Annotated in this window: 12 protein-coding genes and 1 riboswitch; of the genes, 9 read left to right on the plus strand and 3 right to left on the minus strand. The window is 68.8% G+C overall.

The window, feature by feature from the left end; all coding sequences use genetic code 11:
* Positions 1-259 precede the first annotated feature (259 nt).
* Positions 260-361: riboswitch (guanidine-I (ykkC/yxkD leader) on the plus strand.
* Positions 362-431: 70 nt separating this feature from the next.
* The 6 genes from ACS5NL_RS00645 to atzF all read left to right on the plus strand — a co-directional run bounded on the left by ACS5NL_RS00645 (position 432) and on the right by atzF (position 9284).
* Positions 432-1280 (plus strand): ABC transporter permease, encoded by an 849-nt coding sequence (locus ACS5NL_RS00645; RefSeq protein ID WP_439351633.1) that lies wholly within the window; start codon positions 432-434, stop codon positions 1278-1280.
* A 5-nt stretch (positions 1281-1285) separates the two neighbouring features.
* Positions 1286-2146, plus strand: a complete 861-nt coding sequence (locus ACS5NL_RS00650) for an ABC transporter ATP-binding protein (protein ID WP_411366928.1) — start codon at positions 1286-1288, stop codon at positions 2144-2146.
* Positions 2147-2321: 175 nt separating this feature from the next.
* Positions 2322-3020 carry an urea amidolyase associated protein UAAP1 gene (locus ACS5NL_RS00655; protein WP_439352032.1) on the plus strand — a complete coding sequence of 233 codons (699 nt, stop codon included), beginning with the start codon at positions 2322-2324 and terminating at the stop codon, positions 3018-3020.
* 14 nt (positions 3021-3034) lie between these two features.
* Positions 3035-3703 (plus strand): urea amidolyase associated protein UAAP2, encoded by a 669-nt coding sequence (locus tag ACS5NL_RS00660; RefSeq protein WP_439351634.1) that lies wholly within the window; start codon positions 3035-3037, stop codon positions 3701-3703.
* Positions 3704-3783: 80 nt separating this feature from the next.
* Positions 3784-7422, plus strand: a complete 3639-nt coding sequence (gene uca / locus ACS5NL_RS00665; protein ID WP_439351635.1) for an urea carboxylase — start codon at positions 3784-3786, stop codon at positions 7420-7422.
* Positions 7423-7448: 26 nt separating this feature from the next.
* Positions 7449-9284, plus strand: a complete 1836-nt coding sequence (gene atzF / locus ACS5NL_RS00670) for an allophanate hydrolase (RefSeq protein WP_439351636.1) — start codon at positions 7449-7451, stop codon at positions 9282-9284.
* Positions 9285-9302: 18 nt separating this feature from the next.
* On the opposite strand, the gene ACS5NL_RS00675 is transcribed toward atzF, so the two are convergent.
* The 3 genes from ACS5NL_RS00675 to ACS5NL_RS00685 form a co-directional block, all read right to left on the minus strand.
* A complete protein-coding gene (locus ACS5NL_RS00675) occupies positions 9303-10043 on the minus strand; it encodes a PaeR7I family type II restriction endonuclease (protein WP_439351637.1) in 741 nt (246 codons plus the stop codon).
* Between the two features lie 2 nt (positions 10044-10045).
* On the minus strand, positions 10046-11776 hold the full coding sequence (locus ACS5NL_RS00680) for an Eco57I restriction-modification methylase domain-containing protein (RefSeq protein ID WP_439351638.1): 1731 nt from the start codon (positions 11774-11776) through the stop codon (positions 10046-10048).
* A gap of 183 nt (positions 11777-11959) precedes the next feature.
* Positions 11960-12928 carry a helix-turn-helix transcriptional regulator gene (locus tag ACS5NL_RS00685; protein ID WP_439351639.1) on the minus strand — a complete coding sequence of 323 codons (969 nt, stop codon included), beginning with the start codon at positions 12926-12928 and terminating at the stop codon, positions 11960-11962.
* A gap of 113 nt (positions 12929-13041) precedes the next feature.
* On the opposite strand from ACS5NL_RS00685, the gene ACS5NL_RS00690 reads away from it, so the two are divergent.
* The 3 genes from ACS5NL_RS00690 to ACS5NL_RS00700 all read left to right on the plus strand — a co-directional run bounded on the left by ACS5NL_RS00690 (position 13042) and on the right by ACS5NL_RS00700 (position 15253).
* Positions 13042-13647, plus strand: coding sequence for a glutathione S-transferase family protein (locus tag ACS5NL_RS00690; RefSeq protein ID WP_439351640.1), 606 nt, complete (start codon positions 13042-13044; stop codon positions 13645-13647).
* A 94-nt stretch (positions 13648-13741) separates the two neighbouring features.
* Positions 13742-14617, plus strand: a complete 876-nt coding sequence (locus ACS5NL_RS00695) for an alpha/beta fold hydrolase (RefSeq protein WP_439351641.1) — start codon at positions 13742-13744, stop codon at positions 14615-14617.
* 18 nt (positions 14618-14635) lie between these two features.
* Positions 14636-15253, plus strand: coding sequence for a YdeI/OmpD-associated family protein (locus ACS5NL_RS00700; RefSeq protein WP_439351642.1), 618 nt, complete (start codon positions 14636-14638; stop codon positions 15251-15253).
* The last annotated feature ends 2 nt before the right edge of the window (positions 15254-15255 follow it).

A 15255-nucleotide genomic window follows, 5' to 3' on the forward strand; every position in this document is an offset into this window, starting at 1 on the left:
AACGCGGACGCCAACACTGGCCATGGCTTCGCCTTTATTTATGATTACTGTCGGTGCCCAACGTGTTTCGCGCTCCGGCCCAGTTAACCTTAGCGGTGGGCGACAGAATTTCATATTCGCCGACGATAGCTCTTGGTCGGATGCCCGTCCACCAACCCCGGTGACATCCGCCTCGACCGGAGACGCACGCCCCCTGGCACCAAACCTGCTAAGCAAGGAGCACAGAGAGGCGAGTGCACCAAAACCGTGACTCGCAGCCTTGAATGACCGCTAGGGTTCCGGGTGCCGTCAGGCACTGACTGGTCCGAGAGCAGTCGGCCACGATCGTGTGGCTCCACGGAGGGACAAAAGCCCGGGAGAAGCTGGCATCCGCCTTGCGGCGTGTGCGCGAGCCTCTCTGGCCGTCGTCCCCCCGGAACAGGAGCCCGCGCATGTCCACGTCGCCCCCTTCGCTGCCGCTGGTGATTCCGCCACCGCCGCGCCGTCCGCTGTCTTCGCTCTGGACGGTGCGCGCGCCGATCAACCGGCGCGCCTACTGGGTGCTCGCGCTCACCGGCCTGATCGCGCCGCTGCTGGGCTGGGCGATGCTGGCGGCCTGGGGCGGGCTGGACCCGACCTTCCTGCCGGCGCCCGCGTCGGTACTGTCCAAGAGCTGGATCTGGCTGACCGAGAACGACCTGATGCACGACATGGGCATCAGCATCTACCGCGTGGTCGCCGGCTTCGTGCTGTCGGCGGTGTTCGCGCTGCCGCTGGGCCTGCTGATCGGCTCCTACCGCTCGGTGCAGGCGCTGCTGGAGCCGCTGACCGACTTCATCCGCTACATGCCGGCGGTGGCCTTCATTCCGCTGGTGATGCTGTGGATCGGCATCGACGAGGGCTCCAAGATCGCGATCATCTTCATTGGCACCTTTTTCCAGATGGTGCTGATGGTGGCCGAGGACGTGCGGCGCGTGCCGGCTGCGCAGGTCGAGGCCGCGCAGACCATGGGCGCCAACCGCGCCGAGCTGATCGAAAAAGTCATCCTGCCCAGCGCCAAACCCGCGCTGCTGGACACGCTGCGCATCACCATGGGCTGGGCCTGGACCTACCTGGTGGTGGCCGAGCTGGTGGCGGCGAACTCGGGCCTGGGCTACGCGATCCTGCGCGCGCAGCGCTTCCTGCAGACCGACACCATCTTCGCGGGAATCATCGTCATCGGCCTGATCGGCCTGCTGACCGACCAGGCGTTCCGCTGGCTGCACCGCCGCGCCTTTCCGTGGCTCTACCTGAAAGGCTGACCGCCATGCGCTTTCCTGCCTACGACCCGACCAAACCCAAGATCGCGATCCGCGAGCTGTTCAAGCGCTTCGACGGCGCGCCGCTGAACGCGCTGGAACACATCAACCTGGACATCCTGCCCAACGAGTTCGTCACCTTCGTCGGCGCCTCGGGCTGCGGCAAGAGCACGCTGCTGCGCACCATCGGCGGGCTGGAGACGCACACCAGCGGCGAGCTGCTGGTGGACGGCAAGCCGGTGGCCGGCCCCGACATCGACCGCGCGATGGTGTTCCAGCACTACAGCCTCTACCCCTGGATGTCGGTGCTCGACAACATCCGCTTCTGCCGCCAGCTCGCCGCGCACACGAAGAACCGCAGCTCGGCCGACGTCGAGGCCGCCTCGGGCCGCGCCGACGCGCTGCTGCGGCTGATGGGTCTGCAGGCCTCGGCCGACGCCTGGCCCAACCAGCTCTCGGGTGGCATGCAGCAGCGTGTGGCGATCGCGCGCGCGCTCATGGGCCGGCCCGGCATCCTGCTGATGGACGAGCCTTTCGGCGCGCTGGACGCGCAGACCCGCGAGGTGATGCACGACCTGATCCGCCACGTGCACAAGCTCGAACGCGCGACCATCGTCTTCGTCACCCACGACGTCGAAGAAGCGATCTACCTCGGCGGCCGCGTGGTGCTGATGGCGCCGCGCCCGGGCCGCATCGACACCGTCTACGACGTGCCCTTCGGCGACCAGCGCACGCAGGACCTCAAGCACGCGCCCGAGTTCCTCGCGCTCAAGCGCGAGATCCTCGAACGCATCCGCGAGACCTCGGGCATGAAGACCGATCTCGAACAGCTGCAACGCCTCTCCGGCCTGACCGCCGAAACCGTGTGACCACCCGCGGAGACAACCCATGAGCCCCACCAGCACCTACCCCGTCCCCGAGACGCTCAGCGACCCGTTGAGCGTGATCCCGTCCAACCCGCCGGCCGCGATGCCGGTCGACGCGCCCGCGCTGTGGCAGCGCTTTCCGCAAGCGGCGCTGGCGGGGGTGCACACCGGCCACGCGATGTGGAGCGAAGTCATGCCCGGCGGCAGCCACTGGAGCTGGCGCATGCCGCGCGGCAGCGCGATCCGCTTCGTCGCGCTCGAGGCCGGCGCCAACGTCAGCGTGGTCATGTACTCCGCCCTGGAAAAGCTCGAGCGCTACAACATGCCCGACAGCCTCAAGGCGCAGCTCACCGCGCACTACGGCAAGGGCCATGTGCTGATGAGCGACATGGGCCGCAGCATGGCCAGCGTCACGGCCGACAGCCTGGGCTGGCACGACCCGCTGGGCGCGCTGCTCGACAACGAACTGATGGACGCGAAGTACGGCCCGCTGCGCTACGAGCAGGCGCGCAACGCCATGCACCGCTCGGGCAAGGACGGGTTGCTGATCGAGATCGGCAAGTACGGCCTCACCAGGCGCGATCTGGTCGCGCCGGTCAATCTGTTCAGCAAGGTCAGCGTCGACGAACAGGGCCGCTTTCACTTCGCGAAGGACCACAGCCGCGCGGGCGACTTCGTCGAGCTGCGTTTCGACATGGACGTGATCGTCGCGGTCTCCAGCGCGCCGCACCCGCTGGACCCGTCCACCGAGTGGTCGCCGAAGAAGGTCGGCCTGCTGGCCTGGCGCTGCGGCGCCGTGCCGGCCAACGACGCCTGCCGCGCCTTCCGCCCGGAGAACGCGCGGGCCCTGCACAACAGCGACATGCTTTACCTGTGAGCGAGGAGACCGACATGAACGCCATCACCGCCACCGACATCCGCATCCAGGAAAGCGCGCTCGACCCGGCGAATGCCGTGATGAACCAGCGCCACCCCGCGGGCGAGCCCATCCTGTTTGCCGTGAACAAGGGCCAGACCCTGCGCATCGTCGACCTCGAGGGCAACCAGGCCGCCGACGTGATCTTCTACAACCGCGACGACCTGGCCGAGCACTACAGCGCCACCGACACCATGCTGCACCAGGGTGGCATCTACCTGACCACCGGCTCGGTGATCCGCAGCAACGACGCGCGCCCCATGCTCACCATCGTGGCCGACACCTGCGGCCGCCACGACACGCTCGGCGGCGCCTGCGCGGCCGAGAGCAACACCGTGCGCTACGCGCTGCAGAAGAAGTTCATGCACAGCTGCCGCGACAACTACCTGATCGCCCTGCAGCGCGCCGACATGGGCCTGACCAAGCGCGACCTGGTGCCCAACATCAACTTCTTCATGAACGTGCCGGTGACCGGCGAAGGCGGGCTGAAGTTCGACGACGGCGTGTCCGGCCCGGGCAAGTACGTGGAGATGCGCGCCGAGATGGACCTCTGGGTGCTCATCAGCAACTGCCCGCAGCTCAACAACCCCTGCAATGCCTACAACCCCACCCCGATCCAGCTCCTGGTGTGGGACCCCGCCTGACCGAACCCTTGTGAAACCGGCCAGCAGGACGGCCTGCTGCGCGACACCCCTCGGCAGGACGGCCTGCCACCGGAGAGCCCATGTTCCGCAAGGTCCTGATCGCCAACCGCGGCGCCATCGCCTGCCGCATCATCCGCACGCTCAACGCCCTGGGCGTGCAGAGCGTGGCCGTGTATTCCGAGGCCGACGCGCAGGCCCGCCATGTGCGCGAGGCACACGAGGCCTACCTGCTCGGCCCCGCGCCCGCGGCCGAGAGCTATCTGAAGGCCGAGCGCATCCTGCAGATCGCCAAGGACTGCGGCGCCGAGGCCATCCACCCCGGCTACGGCTTCCTGTCCGAGAACCCGGGCTTCGCCCAGGCCTGCGAAGACGCGGGCATTGCCTTCATCGGCCCCACGCCGGACCAGATGCGCGCCTTCGGCCTGAAGCACACGGCGCGCGACCTGGCCGAGCAGCGCGGCGTGCCGCTGTTGCCCGGCACCGGCCTGCTGGCCGATGCGGCGCAGGCCCGCGCCGAGGCGCAACGCATCGGCTACCCGGTCATGCTCAAGAGCACGGCCGGCGGCGGCGGCATCGGCATGCGCCTGGTGTGGAGCGAAGACGAACTCAGCGACGCGTTCGCATCGGTGCAGCGCCTGGCCAGCGCCAACTTCAAGGACGCCGGCCTCTTCCTGGAGAAATACGTCGAGCAGGCGCGCCACATCGAGGTGCAGGTCTTCGGCGACGGCGCGGGCACGGTGCTCGCGCTGGGCGAGCGCGACTGTTCGGTGCAGCGCCGCAACCAGAAGGTGATCGAAGAGACGCCCGCGCCGGGCCTGACGGACGCGCAGCGCGCCGAGCTGCATGCCACCGCCGTGCGGCTGGCGCAGGCGGTGAACTATCGCTCGGCCGGCACGGTGGAATTCGTCTACGACGCGTCCACCGGCCAGTTCTACTTCCTCGAAGTCAACACGCGGCTGCAGGTGGAACACGGCGTGACCGAGCAGGTCACCGGGGTCGATCTGGTCGCGTGGATGGTGCAGCTTGCGGCCGGTGACCTGCCGCCGCTGGCCGCGCTGGCGCCCACGCCGCAGGGCGCGTCCATCCAGGTGCGGCTGTACGCCGAAGACCCGGCCAAGAACTTCCAGCCCAGTGCCGGGTTGCTGACCGAGGTGGTGTTTCCCACCGACGCGCCCCACCATGCGCGTGTTGACGGCTGGGTCGAGCGCGGCACCGAGGTGCCCGCCTGGTACGACCCCATGCTGGCCAAGCTCATCGTCACCGCACCCGACCGCGAGCAGGCTTTGCAAAAGCTGGACGCAGCGCTGGCCGCCACGCGCCTGGCCGGCATCGAAACCAACCTGGGCTACCTGCGCCAGGTGGTGCGCGACCCGGTGTTCCGCGAAGGCCGGCAGGTCACGCGCTTTCTCAACAGCTTCCACTTCCGCCCTGCGACGGTGGAGGTGGTGGAGCCCGGCGTGCAGACCAGCGTGCAGGACAGGCCCGGGCGCCTGGGCCACTGGGACGTGGGCGTGCCGCCCAGCGGCCCCATGGACGCGTACGCCCACCGCATGGCCAACCGCCTGGTGGGCAACGCCGACGACGAGGCCGCGCTGGAGATCACGCTCGCCGGCCCCACGCTGCGCTTCAACGCCGACGCGGTGATCGCCGTGACCGGCGCAACGGTGAAGGTCACGCTCGATGGCGCGCCGCTGCCCCAGTGGCAAAGCCACCGCGTGGCCGCGGGCAGCGTGCTCGCCATCGGCCAGGCCGAGGCCGGTGCGCGCCTGTGCCTGGCCGTGGGCGGCGGCTTCGACGTGCCGCTGTACCTGGGCAGCCGCAGCACCTTCACGCTCGGCCAGTTCGGCGGCCACGCCGGCCGCCACCTGCGCACCGGCGACGTGCTGCACCTGGCCGCGCCCGGCGCGGGCACGGCCGGTGTAGTCGCCGCCCCCGCCTCTGTCCCGGCTTTCACCCACCACTGGGACGTGGGCGTTCTCTACGGCCCGCACGGCGCACCCGACTTCTTCACGCCCGATGACGTGGCCACCTTCTTCGCCACCGACTGGGAAGTGCACTACAACTCCAGCCGCACCGGCGTGCGCCTCATCGGCCCCAAGCCGCAGTGGGCGCGTGCCGACGGCGGCGAGGCGGGCCTGCACCCGTCCAACATCCACGACAACGCCTACGCCATCGGCGCCATCGACTTCACCGGCGACATGCCGGTCATCCTCGGCCCCGACGGCCCCAGCCTCGGCGGCTTCGTCTGCCCCGCCGTGGTGGTGGACGCCGAACTCTGGAAGCTCGGCCAGCTGCGCCCCGGCGACACGGTGCGCTTCCACCGCCTCTCGCTCGACCAGGCGCTGGACCGCAGCGCCACCGTCGAAGCCGCGCTGACCTCGCTCACGCAACCCCTGCCCGCCACGCCCGCCGACGACGCCACCGCCCACCCCACGCCCGTGGTCCACGAAGACCCGGCGCGCGAAGACGAGGCCGTGCCCGCCATGGTCGTGCGCCAGGCCGGCGACCGCTACCTGCTGGTCGAGTTCGGCCCGCTGGTGCTCGACATCGAACTGCGCCTGCGCGTGCACGTGCTCATGCAGGCGCTGCAAGCCCGAATCAAAGCCGGCACGCTGCCCGGCATCGTGGACATGACGCCCGGCATCCGTTCGCTGCAGCTGCACTTCGACCCCGCCAAGGTCTCGCGCGCCGAACTGCTGAAGGTGCTGGTGGAGGCCGAGGCCGCGCTGCCGGCGGTCGATGACATGGAAGTGCCCAGCCGCATCGTGCACCTGCCGCTGAGCTGGGACGACCCGCAGACCAGGCTGGCCATCGAGAAGTACATGCAGTCGGTGCGGCCCGACGCGCCCTGGTGCCCGAGCAACATCGAGTTCATCCGCCGCATCAACGGGCTGGACAGCATCGACGACGTGTTCAAGGTCGTGTTCGACGCCAGCTACTTGGTGCTCGGCCTGGGCGACGTCTACCTGGGCGCGCCGGTGGCCACGCCGGTGGACCCGCGCCACCGCCTGGTGACCACCAAGTACAACCCCGCGCGCACCTGGACGCCCGAGAACGCCGTCGGCATCGGCGGCGCCTACCTCTGCGTCTACGGCATGGAAGGCCCCGGCGGCTACCAGTTCGTCGGCCGCACGCTGCAGATGTGGAACCGCTGGCGCCACGGCGAGCCGGGCTCGGTGTTTCAGCAGCCCTGGCTGCTGCGCTTCTTCGACCAGATCCGCTTCGTGCCGGTGGACCAGGACGAGCTGCTGCGCATCCGCGCCGCCTTCCCGCACGGCGGCTACGCGCTGCAGATCGAAGAGACCAGCTTCAGCCTGCGCGACTACCGCCGCTTCCTGGCCGACAACGCCGCCAGCATCGGCGCCTTCAAGGCGCAGCAGCAGGCCGCCTTCGACGCCGAGCGCGAGCGCTGGGCCGCCAGCGGACAACTCAGCTACGCGGGCGACGCCGACGTGGCCGCGGCCGACGCCAGCGTCGAGCTGGACCTGCCGCCCGGCGGCCGCCCGCTGGCCAGCAGCGTGCCCGGCAGCGTGTGGAAGGTGCTCGTCAGCGAAGGCCAGCGCGTGGCCGCGGGCGACGTGCTGCTCGTCGTCGAGTCCATGAAGATGGAATTCAGCGTGCTCGCGCCACACGACGCCACCGTGCACCGCCTCATGTGCCGCGAAGGCGCGCCCGTGGCCGCCGGCCAGGACGTGCTGGTGCTCGTCACCGAAGACTGAACAGAACCAAATCAGCGGAGCCCACCATGACCACGAACCTGCAAGACCTGTCCTTCGACCTCGCCAGCCTGCGCGCCGCCTACGCCGCCGGCACCCCCGTGCGCGCCGTCATCACCGAGGCCATGCGCCGCTGCGCGACCGACGCCCACCACGCCTTCATCCACCGCCTGACCGACGCCGAGATCGAGCCCTACGTGGCGCACCTTGACGGCTTGGACCCGGCCAGCCTGCCGCTGTACGGCGTGCCCTTTGCGATCAAGGACAACATCGACCTCGCGCACATCCCCACCACCGCCGGCTGCCCCGAATACGCCTACACGCCGGGCGAGAGCGCCTTCCTCGTGCAGCAGCTCATCGCGGCCGGCGCGCTGCCGCTGGGCAAGGCCAACCTCGACCAGTTCGCCACCGGCCTCAACGGCACCCGCTCGCCCTACGGCGCGTGCCGCAACGCCTTCAATCCGGACTTCGTCTCGGGCGGCTCCAGCTCCGGCTCGGCCGTGAGCGTGGCCAATGGCTGGGTCAGTTTCTCGCTGGGCACCGACACCGCCGGCTCGGGCCGCGTGCCCGCCAGCTTCAACAACCTCATCGGTCTCAAGCCCAGCCTCGGCCTGCTCTCGGCCACCGGCGTGGTGCCGGCCTGCCGGTCGGTGGACACCGTGTCCATCTTCGCGCTCACCGCGTCGGATGCGCAGGCAGTGCTGGCCGTGGCCGCCGTGCCCGACGAAGCCGACGCCTTCAGCCGCGCCGCCAGGCCCTTCGGCGTCGACTTCTCGGCCGGCCCGTTCCGCTTCGGCGTGCCGCGCCCGCAGGACCTCAACTTCTTCGGCAACGACGCCGCCATCGCGTTGTTCGCGCAGAGCATCGAGCGCCTGCACGCCCTGGGCGGCACCGCGGTCGAGATCGACCTCACGCCCTTCCTCGACGCCGCGCGCCTGCTGTACGAAGGCCCGTGGGTGGCCGAGCGCTACGTCGCCATCAAGGACTTCATCGAAGCGCAACCCGAGGCCGTGTTCCCGCCAGTGCGCAGCATCATCGAAGGCGGCAAGGCCAAGACCGCGGCCGACGCCTTCGCTGCGAGCTACAAGCTCAAGGCGCTCAAGCGCGTGTGCGACGCGGTGTGGAACGACATCGACTGCCTGCTCACGCCGACGGCGGGAACGATCTACCGCATCGCCGACATGCAGGCCGACCCGATCCGCCTGAACAGCAACCTGGGCTACTACACCAACTTCATGAACCTGCTGGACTACGCCGCCGTCGCGGTGCCCGCCGGTTTCCAGGCCAGCGGCGACGCGCAAGGCCTGCCCTGGGGCGTGACCCTGGCCGCGCCCGCGTTCAAGGACGTGCCCCTGCTGCGCCTGGCCGACCGCTTCCACCGCGCGCAGGCGGCGCTGTCACTCGGCGCCACCACCGCGCCGCTGGCCGACACCCCCGCCATCGGCACCGGGCTGCCCAAAGGCAGCAACACCGCCGGCACCGTCAAGGTCGCGGTCTGCGGCGCGCACCTCAGCGGCCTGCCGCTCAACTGGCAACTCACCCAACGCGGCGCGCGCCTGCTCGGCGCGGTGCAGTCCGCGCCCGAATACAAGTTCTACGCCCTCGCCGGCGGCCCGGTCCAGCGGCCCGGCATGGTGCGCGTCAACGAAGGCGGCGCTGCGATCGACATGGAAGTGTGGGAACTGCCCGCCGACCACTTCGGCAGCTTCGTCGACGGCATCCCCGCCCCGCTGGGCATCGGCAAGGTCAAGCTGGCCGATGGGACGTGGGTGAGCGGGTTTGTGTGCGAGGCGGTTGGGGTGGAGGGTGGGACCGAGATCACATCGCCGGGGAGCTGGCGGGCTTGGGTGGCGAAGCAGGGGTGAGCGCAAGCCCTTACGGACTCAGGTCAGTCGCGCTGCCTCGCCCGCCACATGCCCAGCCAACGAGGTGACGAAGGTCTTGAGGCTGGTCATGTCGGACAAGGACGAGTGCTGGCCAGACTTGTTCGCGTCCCTGGGCGATGTCATGAGCGCCGCCGAGCTGTAGAGCTGCTCTTGCATCAGCCTTTGACAAAGCACGTCGTACCGTTTGAGGTACGAGGCGCCTTGGAACTCTTTGAAGACCGGAAAGTGGGGCGACTTGTCCTGAACGGCTCTTCGTGAGGCTGGCGCGTCTTCCACCAGCATCAGCCAGCCCACGAAAGGCCGGGGTTGTTTGCCGAACGCACCTTCACGGTAAGCGGTCCAGAAGTCGTGTGCTGTGCCGATGGCTTCCTCGGTCCGGTTGTTGAAGTTGTTGCCGAACGAAGGACCCACCTGGCTCTTGAGTTCGATGGCGGCGATCAGCTGGCCTTGGTGAATGACCAGCAGGTCCCAGAGTTTGGTGGGGCGAAAGTAGCCCGGCAGTGTGACCACGGCCCGCTTCTGGTGAATGTCGGCGTTCTTGAGTCCGTTGACTTTCACGAGGTCAATGACCAGATCCAGAAAACCGTCCATGTTCTTGCCGGAGGTCACTCCGGCGCGCTCGCCCTGGTCGCTCTTGCCAGAAGCCAGTTGCCGCTCCCGCGCTTCATCGCGGTTGCCCCAGAAGGCGGCCACCGCCTTCTTCGCTTTCTTCTCGTAGTTGACCAGGTTCAATGCCATCGCTATTCGCCGTTTCCTCCAAGGGCCGCAGCCTCGGCCGCTGTCAGCCCGTACAACTTGAACACCGCCCGGTTGCAGGCGGCAATGTCCAAGGCTTGCGCGGCTGCACGCAACTCCGAACGCAAGCCTTGTGGCACTTGCTCCCACTGCGGCAAGCGGATGCGGCGCAAGTACTGCGCCTGAAAACGCAAGAAGCCGCCGCGCATCTTGGTGGAGTAGCTCGCCACGAACAACCGGGTCACGCTGGAGAGCAGAACCGCCTGCAAGGTCTGCAGATCCCAGGTGGTCGACGTGATGAAGTACAGGTTGTGGTGCGGATAGAACCGGCCCTCGTCGTAAACGATCTGTGCGTCGCCCTTGATGTCCGGGATGAGCAGCTTGGGTTCTCGGGTGAGCGACTCGGTGATGCGGTCGATGGTGCGGTACCAATAGGCCGGGCCCTTCTGGGCGACGTGCCGGCTGCAAATGACGTCCTTGTGCGTTTCCAGATAGCGCTGCAGGCGCGGGTAGTCGGCCAGATCAACCAGGCCCGAGCCCAGTCCGTCTTTGAACGGGTTGACCACGCCGAAGCCTCGCCACTTCACGCGGCCGGACTGGATGTCTCGCGTCATGACCAGCGGCAGCTTGCGGTCTTCCTCGACATCAAGCTCGTTGTAGGGAGCGATGAAGACCTTGTCTGCACCCGTGGCGACGCCAATGCCGACCTTGCATCTCGCCTCTTCCAGCGTGGGGAAATCACGTTCCAGGCGCCGGAGCACCGCCATCTGGTCTGAGCTGTCGAGAATCCAGGGTTCGGAGCCAGCAGCGACGCTGGCCATCTCTCTGACAGATGTCGTCGAGGGTTCGGTCGGTGTGGCCAGCAACTCACCTGCCAATCGGGTCAAGGCTCGGGAAGAAATTTCCGGGTTGTGGGCCGTCCGTGTGATACCCGGCTTTTCGCGACCAATGATGGTGACGGCCGGGTAGGCGACCACGTCGGCGTGAAACGCCGGCGCATGGTTCATGTCCACGAACACGCGCAGATGAAAGTCCTTGGCGACCATCTCGCGCAGAGGTCCGCCGTAGCGGTTTTTCATCCAGCGGTCTGCGCAGATGAAACCCAACACGCCTCCTGTCTTGAGTGCCCGCAGGGAGCGTTCAATGAAAGGAATGTAGAGGTCGGCGCGGTCGTAAACCGTGTTGTAGCGGCTGCGGTATTCGGCCAGGAGCACCGGGGGAATCAGCTCTTGGCGGACATAGGGGGGGTTGCCGACGACCACGTCGAAGTTGCCGGGCAGGTCGGCCAGCAGGAAGTCGCCACACAGGAGCCAGTGGTCGGCCAGCGCCAGGGCGGCGCCTGAAGGAATGCCGGCGCCGGTGAGCAACTGCACCACTGCAGCAGAGGTTCGGTCGTAGGTGTGGCGATGCAGTTCAACGGCTCGGATGCATGGTCCCAGCGTGACCAGCGGTTCGCCAGTTGTGCCGACCGATTGCCATGCCTGAAGCAGCCGCTCGACCGCGGGAATCAGGAAGTCACCGTTGCCGAACGAAGGCTCCAGCAGTCGCAGCGTGTGCAGGGGCTGGTTGGCGGTGTAGCCGCACAGATCGAGGATGAAGTCGGCCACCTCGCGCCGGGTGTTCACCGCACCCCGCTCTTCGATGCCACCTGCAGATGCCAACTGCTCCACGGCCTCTGTGACAGGGCACAGGTCTAGCAGAGAAGGCTGCTTGAGTGCGATGGTGACCGAGGACATGGGGCGGATGTTTGCGGCAAAGGTGGCTCAGCAGTCTAACGCAGGCTGTACAAAAAGACAGATGTTTGTGTAGCTCATTCCAAGCTCACTTCTTCTGAATGGAGCTCGTCGCTCGACTCTTCTTCCCTTTCCGTGCCGCAGCCAGCCCTGCGCGACCAGATGCAAGTTCAGCGGGTCGGCCACTCACCCACCACCCCGCGCCAAACTCCGCCCCACCCGCTCACTCGCCCGGCGCAGCCGCTCCTTGAGCACAGGCGGCTCCAGCACATCGAACTCCACGTCCAGCGCCATGAGCCAGTAGACCAGCGAGTCCAACTGGCCCGTGCCGCAGAGCATGAGGCAGTGCGTGTCGTCGATCGCTTCCAGCGTGGCGGCCGATGGAGGGATGGTTTTCGCCATCACCTCGCGCGGCTGGTGCAGCACCACGCGCGCCTGCTCGCCCTGCTGGTGCACGCCGGCCATGGCCCCGGTGACGTAGGCGCGCAGGTCGCCCGCGGGCGGCGGGCGCGGCGCGAAGTGCGCGCCGGTGCGGGGTGTGCCCTGCACGCGGTCGATGCGAAAGGTGCGCCAGTCGTCGCGCGCCGGGTCCCAGGCCACGAGGTACCAGTGGTGGCCGGTGTGCACCAGCCCGTGCGGCTGCACCTGGCGCACGCTGGCCTGGCCGCGCAGGTCGCGGTAGCTGAAGCCCACCTGCAGCTGGTCGCGGCAGGCGGTGGCCAGGGTGGCGAGCACGCTGGCGTCGATGGTGGGCCCCATGCGCTGCACCGGCACGATGGCCGAGCGCAGCGCATGCGTGCGGCGGCGCAGGCGGGTGGGCATCACCTGTTCCAGCTTCACCAGCGCGCGCAGCGAGCTTTCTTCCACACCGCTCACGGTGCCGGCCGCGGCGATCTGCAGGGCAATGGCCACCGCCAGCGCCTCCTCGTCGTCCAGCAGCAGCGGCGGCAGCGACTGCCCCGCGCGAAACGCATAGCCGCCCGCCACGCCGCTGCTGGCGTGAATCGGGTAGCCGAGCTGGCGCAGCCGGTCGATGTCGCGCCGCAGCGTGCGCGGGTGCACCGCCAGCCGCTCGGCCAGCTCGGGGCCGGCCCAGTGGCTGCGGGTCTGCAGCAGCGAGAGGACGCGCAGCAGGCGCGAGGACGATGACAGCATGGTTGCACTCTAGCTTTTCTTGAGGGCCGAAACTGTCCGCAATAGAAACGACATTGCGGCCACGGGTTCGGCACGGTGCCGGGCCCGCCACCCACACCCCCAAGGAGCCCCTCATGTCCCAGATCGTTCTCTACTGGCACCCCATGTCCAGCGCCACCCCGGTCGCCTGCGCCCTCGCCGAACTCGGCGTGCCGCACGAGCGCGTCAAGGTCGACATCACCACCGGCGAGCAGAGCCGGCCCGACTACCTGGCCCTGAACCCCAACGGCAAGGTGCCTACCTTGACGGTGGACGGTGCGCCGATGTTCGAGGCGCTGGCGATCGAGCTGTGGCTGGGCCACACCTATGGCGTGAAGAGCGGGCTGTGGCCGGCCGGCGGCACGCCGGAGCACCTGCAGGCCATGTCGTGGAGCACCTGGTCCTACGTGACCTACGGCGCGCAGGTGTTTCGGCTGCAGGCCTCAAAAAACCTGGGCACGCCCGACGACGTGCACGGCACCGCGGCGCACCAAGCCCTGGACGAACTGCTCACCGTGCTCGACGCGCGCCTGAGCCAGAAGCCCTGGCTGCTGGGCGATGCGTACACGCTGGTCGACCTGATCGTGGCGTCGGTGATCGGCTACAGCGTCTACCTGGGTGCCCCGGTCGCCGACCACCCGACCACCAACGCCTGGCTGCAGAAGGTGCAGGCGCGTCCGGCGATGCAGATCGACGCCTGACCCGAAGTGCGGTCGGCACGGAGGTCGATCCGCGCGGCGCGCCCTGCCGTTTTCACTAGGTCGGGCCGAACGCCTGCGGGGTGAGAATGAAACGATGACCACCTCTACCTCCTCCTTCCTCTCCGACGCCGACCGCACCCCGATCGTGACCTACACCTGGGCCGACGTGGCCGGCCCACCCGCCGGCGTGGTGCAGATCGCCCACGGGCTGGCCGAGCACGGCGAACGCTACGACCGCTTTGCCCGGGCGCTCAACGCGGCCGGCTTCGTGGTCCACGCGGTCGACCACCGCGGCCACGGACGCACCGCCAATGGGCGGCTGGGTGACTTCGGCGCCGCCGGGTTCGGCGGCCTGATCGCCGACCTGACCCAGTTCGGCGCCGCGCTGCGGGCGCAGCACGGCGGCCTGCCGGTGTTTCTGTTCGCGCACTCGATGGGGTCGTTCGCCGCGCAGGCGGCCATGCTCGACCACTCCGCCACCTGGTCGGGCGTGGTGCTGTCCGGCTCGACCGCGCTGGACGCGTTCGCCGCGGCCATGGCCAACGCGCCCGCGGACGGACCGGCCGGCCTCGAAGCCTTCAACGCGGGCTTTGAACACCGCACGGGCTACGAATGGCTGTCCCGCGACCCCGCCGAGGTGGACGCCTACGTGGCGAACCCCTGGTGCGGCTGGGACGTGCCGGCCGATGTGATTCCCTCCCTGTTCGAGCCCGCGCCCCGGGTGGCGGACCCCGCGCTGCTGGCCGGCATCCGCCGCGACCTGCCGGTGCTGATCGCGTCCGGCGACGCCGACCCGCTGGCCGGTGGCGGTGCGCTGATCCAGTTGCTGGGCCAGCGCTACCGCGAGGCGGGCCTGGCCGACGTGACGGTCCGGCTGTACCCGGGCGCCCGCCACGAAATCCTGAACGAAACCAACCGCGACGAGGTGACCGCCGACATCGCAGCCTGGCTGCGCGCCCACGCAGGCTGAGCGCCGCCACTCGCTGCGATGAGCACCCGGGAACCCGACCACCAGCCGATGCCTGCTCCGCGCCTGTTCAAGAACGCGAAGGCGTTCGAGACCTGGCTGAAGAAGCACCACGCCAGCGCCGATGGCCTCTGGCTCCAGATCGCCAAACGGGGCGCGGACCAGCCCAGCGTCACCTACGCCGAAGCGGTGGAGATCGCGCTGTGCTGGGGCTGGATCGACGGACAGAAGAAAGGCCTGGACGACCAGCACTTTCTCCAGCGCTTCACGCCGCGGCGTGCGCGCAGCGTCTGGTCGAAGGTCAACGTCGAGAAGGTCGCGGCGCTCATCGCGGCCGGGCGCATGCAGGCGCCGGGCCTGGCGCAGGTGGCAGCGGCCAAGGCCGACGGCCGCTGGGCCAGGGCCTACGACGGCGCGAAAACGTCGGTGGTGCCCGACGACCTGCTGGCGGCGCTGGACGCACAGCCGCTCGCCAAGGCCTTCTTCGCCACGCTCAACGCGAGCAACCGCTACGCGGTGTTGTGGCGCATCCAGACCGCCGTGAAGCCCGAGACGCGCGCCCGCCGCATTGCGCAGCTGGTGGACATGCTGGCGCGCGGCGAGACGTTGCACATCTTCAAGCCCAAGGCCAAGGACTGAGC

Source organism: Hydrogenophaga sedimenti (assembly GCF_051857515.1).
Lineage (GTDB): Bacteria > Pseudomonadota > Gammaproteobacteria > Burkholderiales > Burkholderiaceae_C > Hydrogenophaga.

Bases quoted from the DNA above. Each gene is read 5' to 3' on its own strand.
- ACS5NL_RS00645 (WP_439351633.1), top strand. From the start codon at position 432: ATGTCCACGTCGCCCCCTTCGCTGCCGCTGGTGATTCCGCCACCGCCG.
- ACS5NL_RS00650 (WP_411366928.1), top strand. From the start codon at position 1,286: ATGCGCTTTCCTGCCTACGACCCGACCAAACCCAAGATCGCGATCCGC.
- ACS5NL_RS00655 (WP_439352032.1), top strand. From the start codon at position 2,322: ATGTGGAGCGAAGTCATGCCCGGCGGCAGCCACTGGAGCTGGCGCATG.
- ACS5NL_RS00660 (WP_439351634.1), top strand. From the start codon at position 3,035: ATGAACGCCATCACCGCCACCGACATCCGCATCCAGGAAAGCGCGCTC.
- uca (WP_439351635.1), top strand. From the start codon at position 3,784: ATGTTCCGCAAGGTCCTGATCGCCAACCGCGGCGCCATCGCCTGCCGC.
- atzF (WP_439351636.1), top strand. From the start codon at position 7,449: ATGACCACGAACCTGCAAGACCTGTCCTTCGACCTCGCCAGCCTGCGC.
- ACS5NL_RS00675 (WP_439351637.1), bottom strand. From the start codon at position 10,043: ATGGCATTGAACCTGGTCAACTACGAGAAGAAAGCGAAGAAGGCGGTG.
- ACS5NL_RS00680 (WP_439351638.1), bottom strand. From the start codon at position 11,776: ATGTCCTCGGTCACCATCGCACTCAAGCAGCCTTCTCTGCTAGACCTG.
- ACS5NL_RS00685 (WP_439351639.1), bottom strand. From the start codon at position 12,928: ATGCTGTCATCGTCCTCGCGCCTGCTGCGCGTCCTCTCGCTGCTGCAG.
- ACS5NL_RS00690 (WP_439351640.1), top strand. From the start codon at position 13,042: ATGTCCCAGATCGTTCTCTACTGGCACCCCATGTCCAGCGCCACCCCG.
- ACS5NL_RS00695 (WP_439351641.1), top strand. From the start codon at position 13,742: ATGACCACCTCTACCTCCTCCTTCCTCTCCGACGCCGACCGCACCCCG.
- ACS5NL_RS00700 (WP_439351642.1), top strand. From the start codon at position 14,636: ATGAGCACCCGGGAACCCGACCACCAGCCGATGCCTGCTCCGCGCCTG.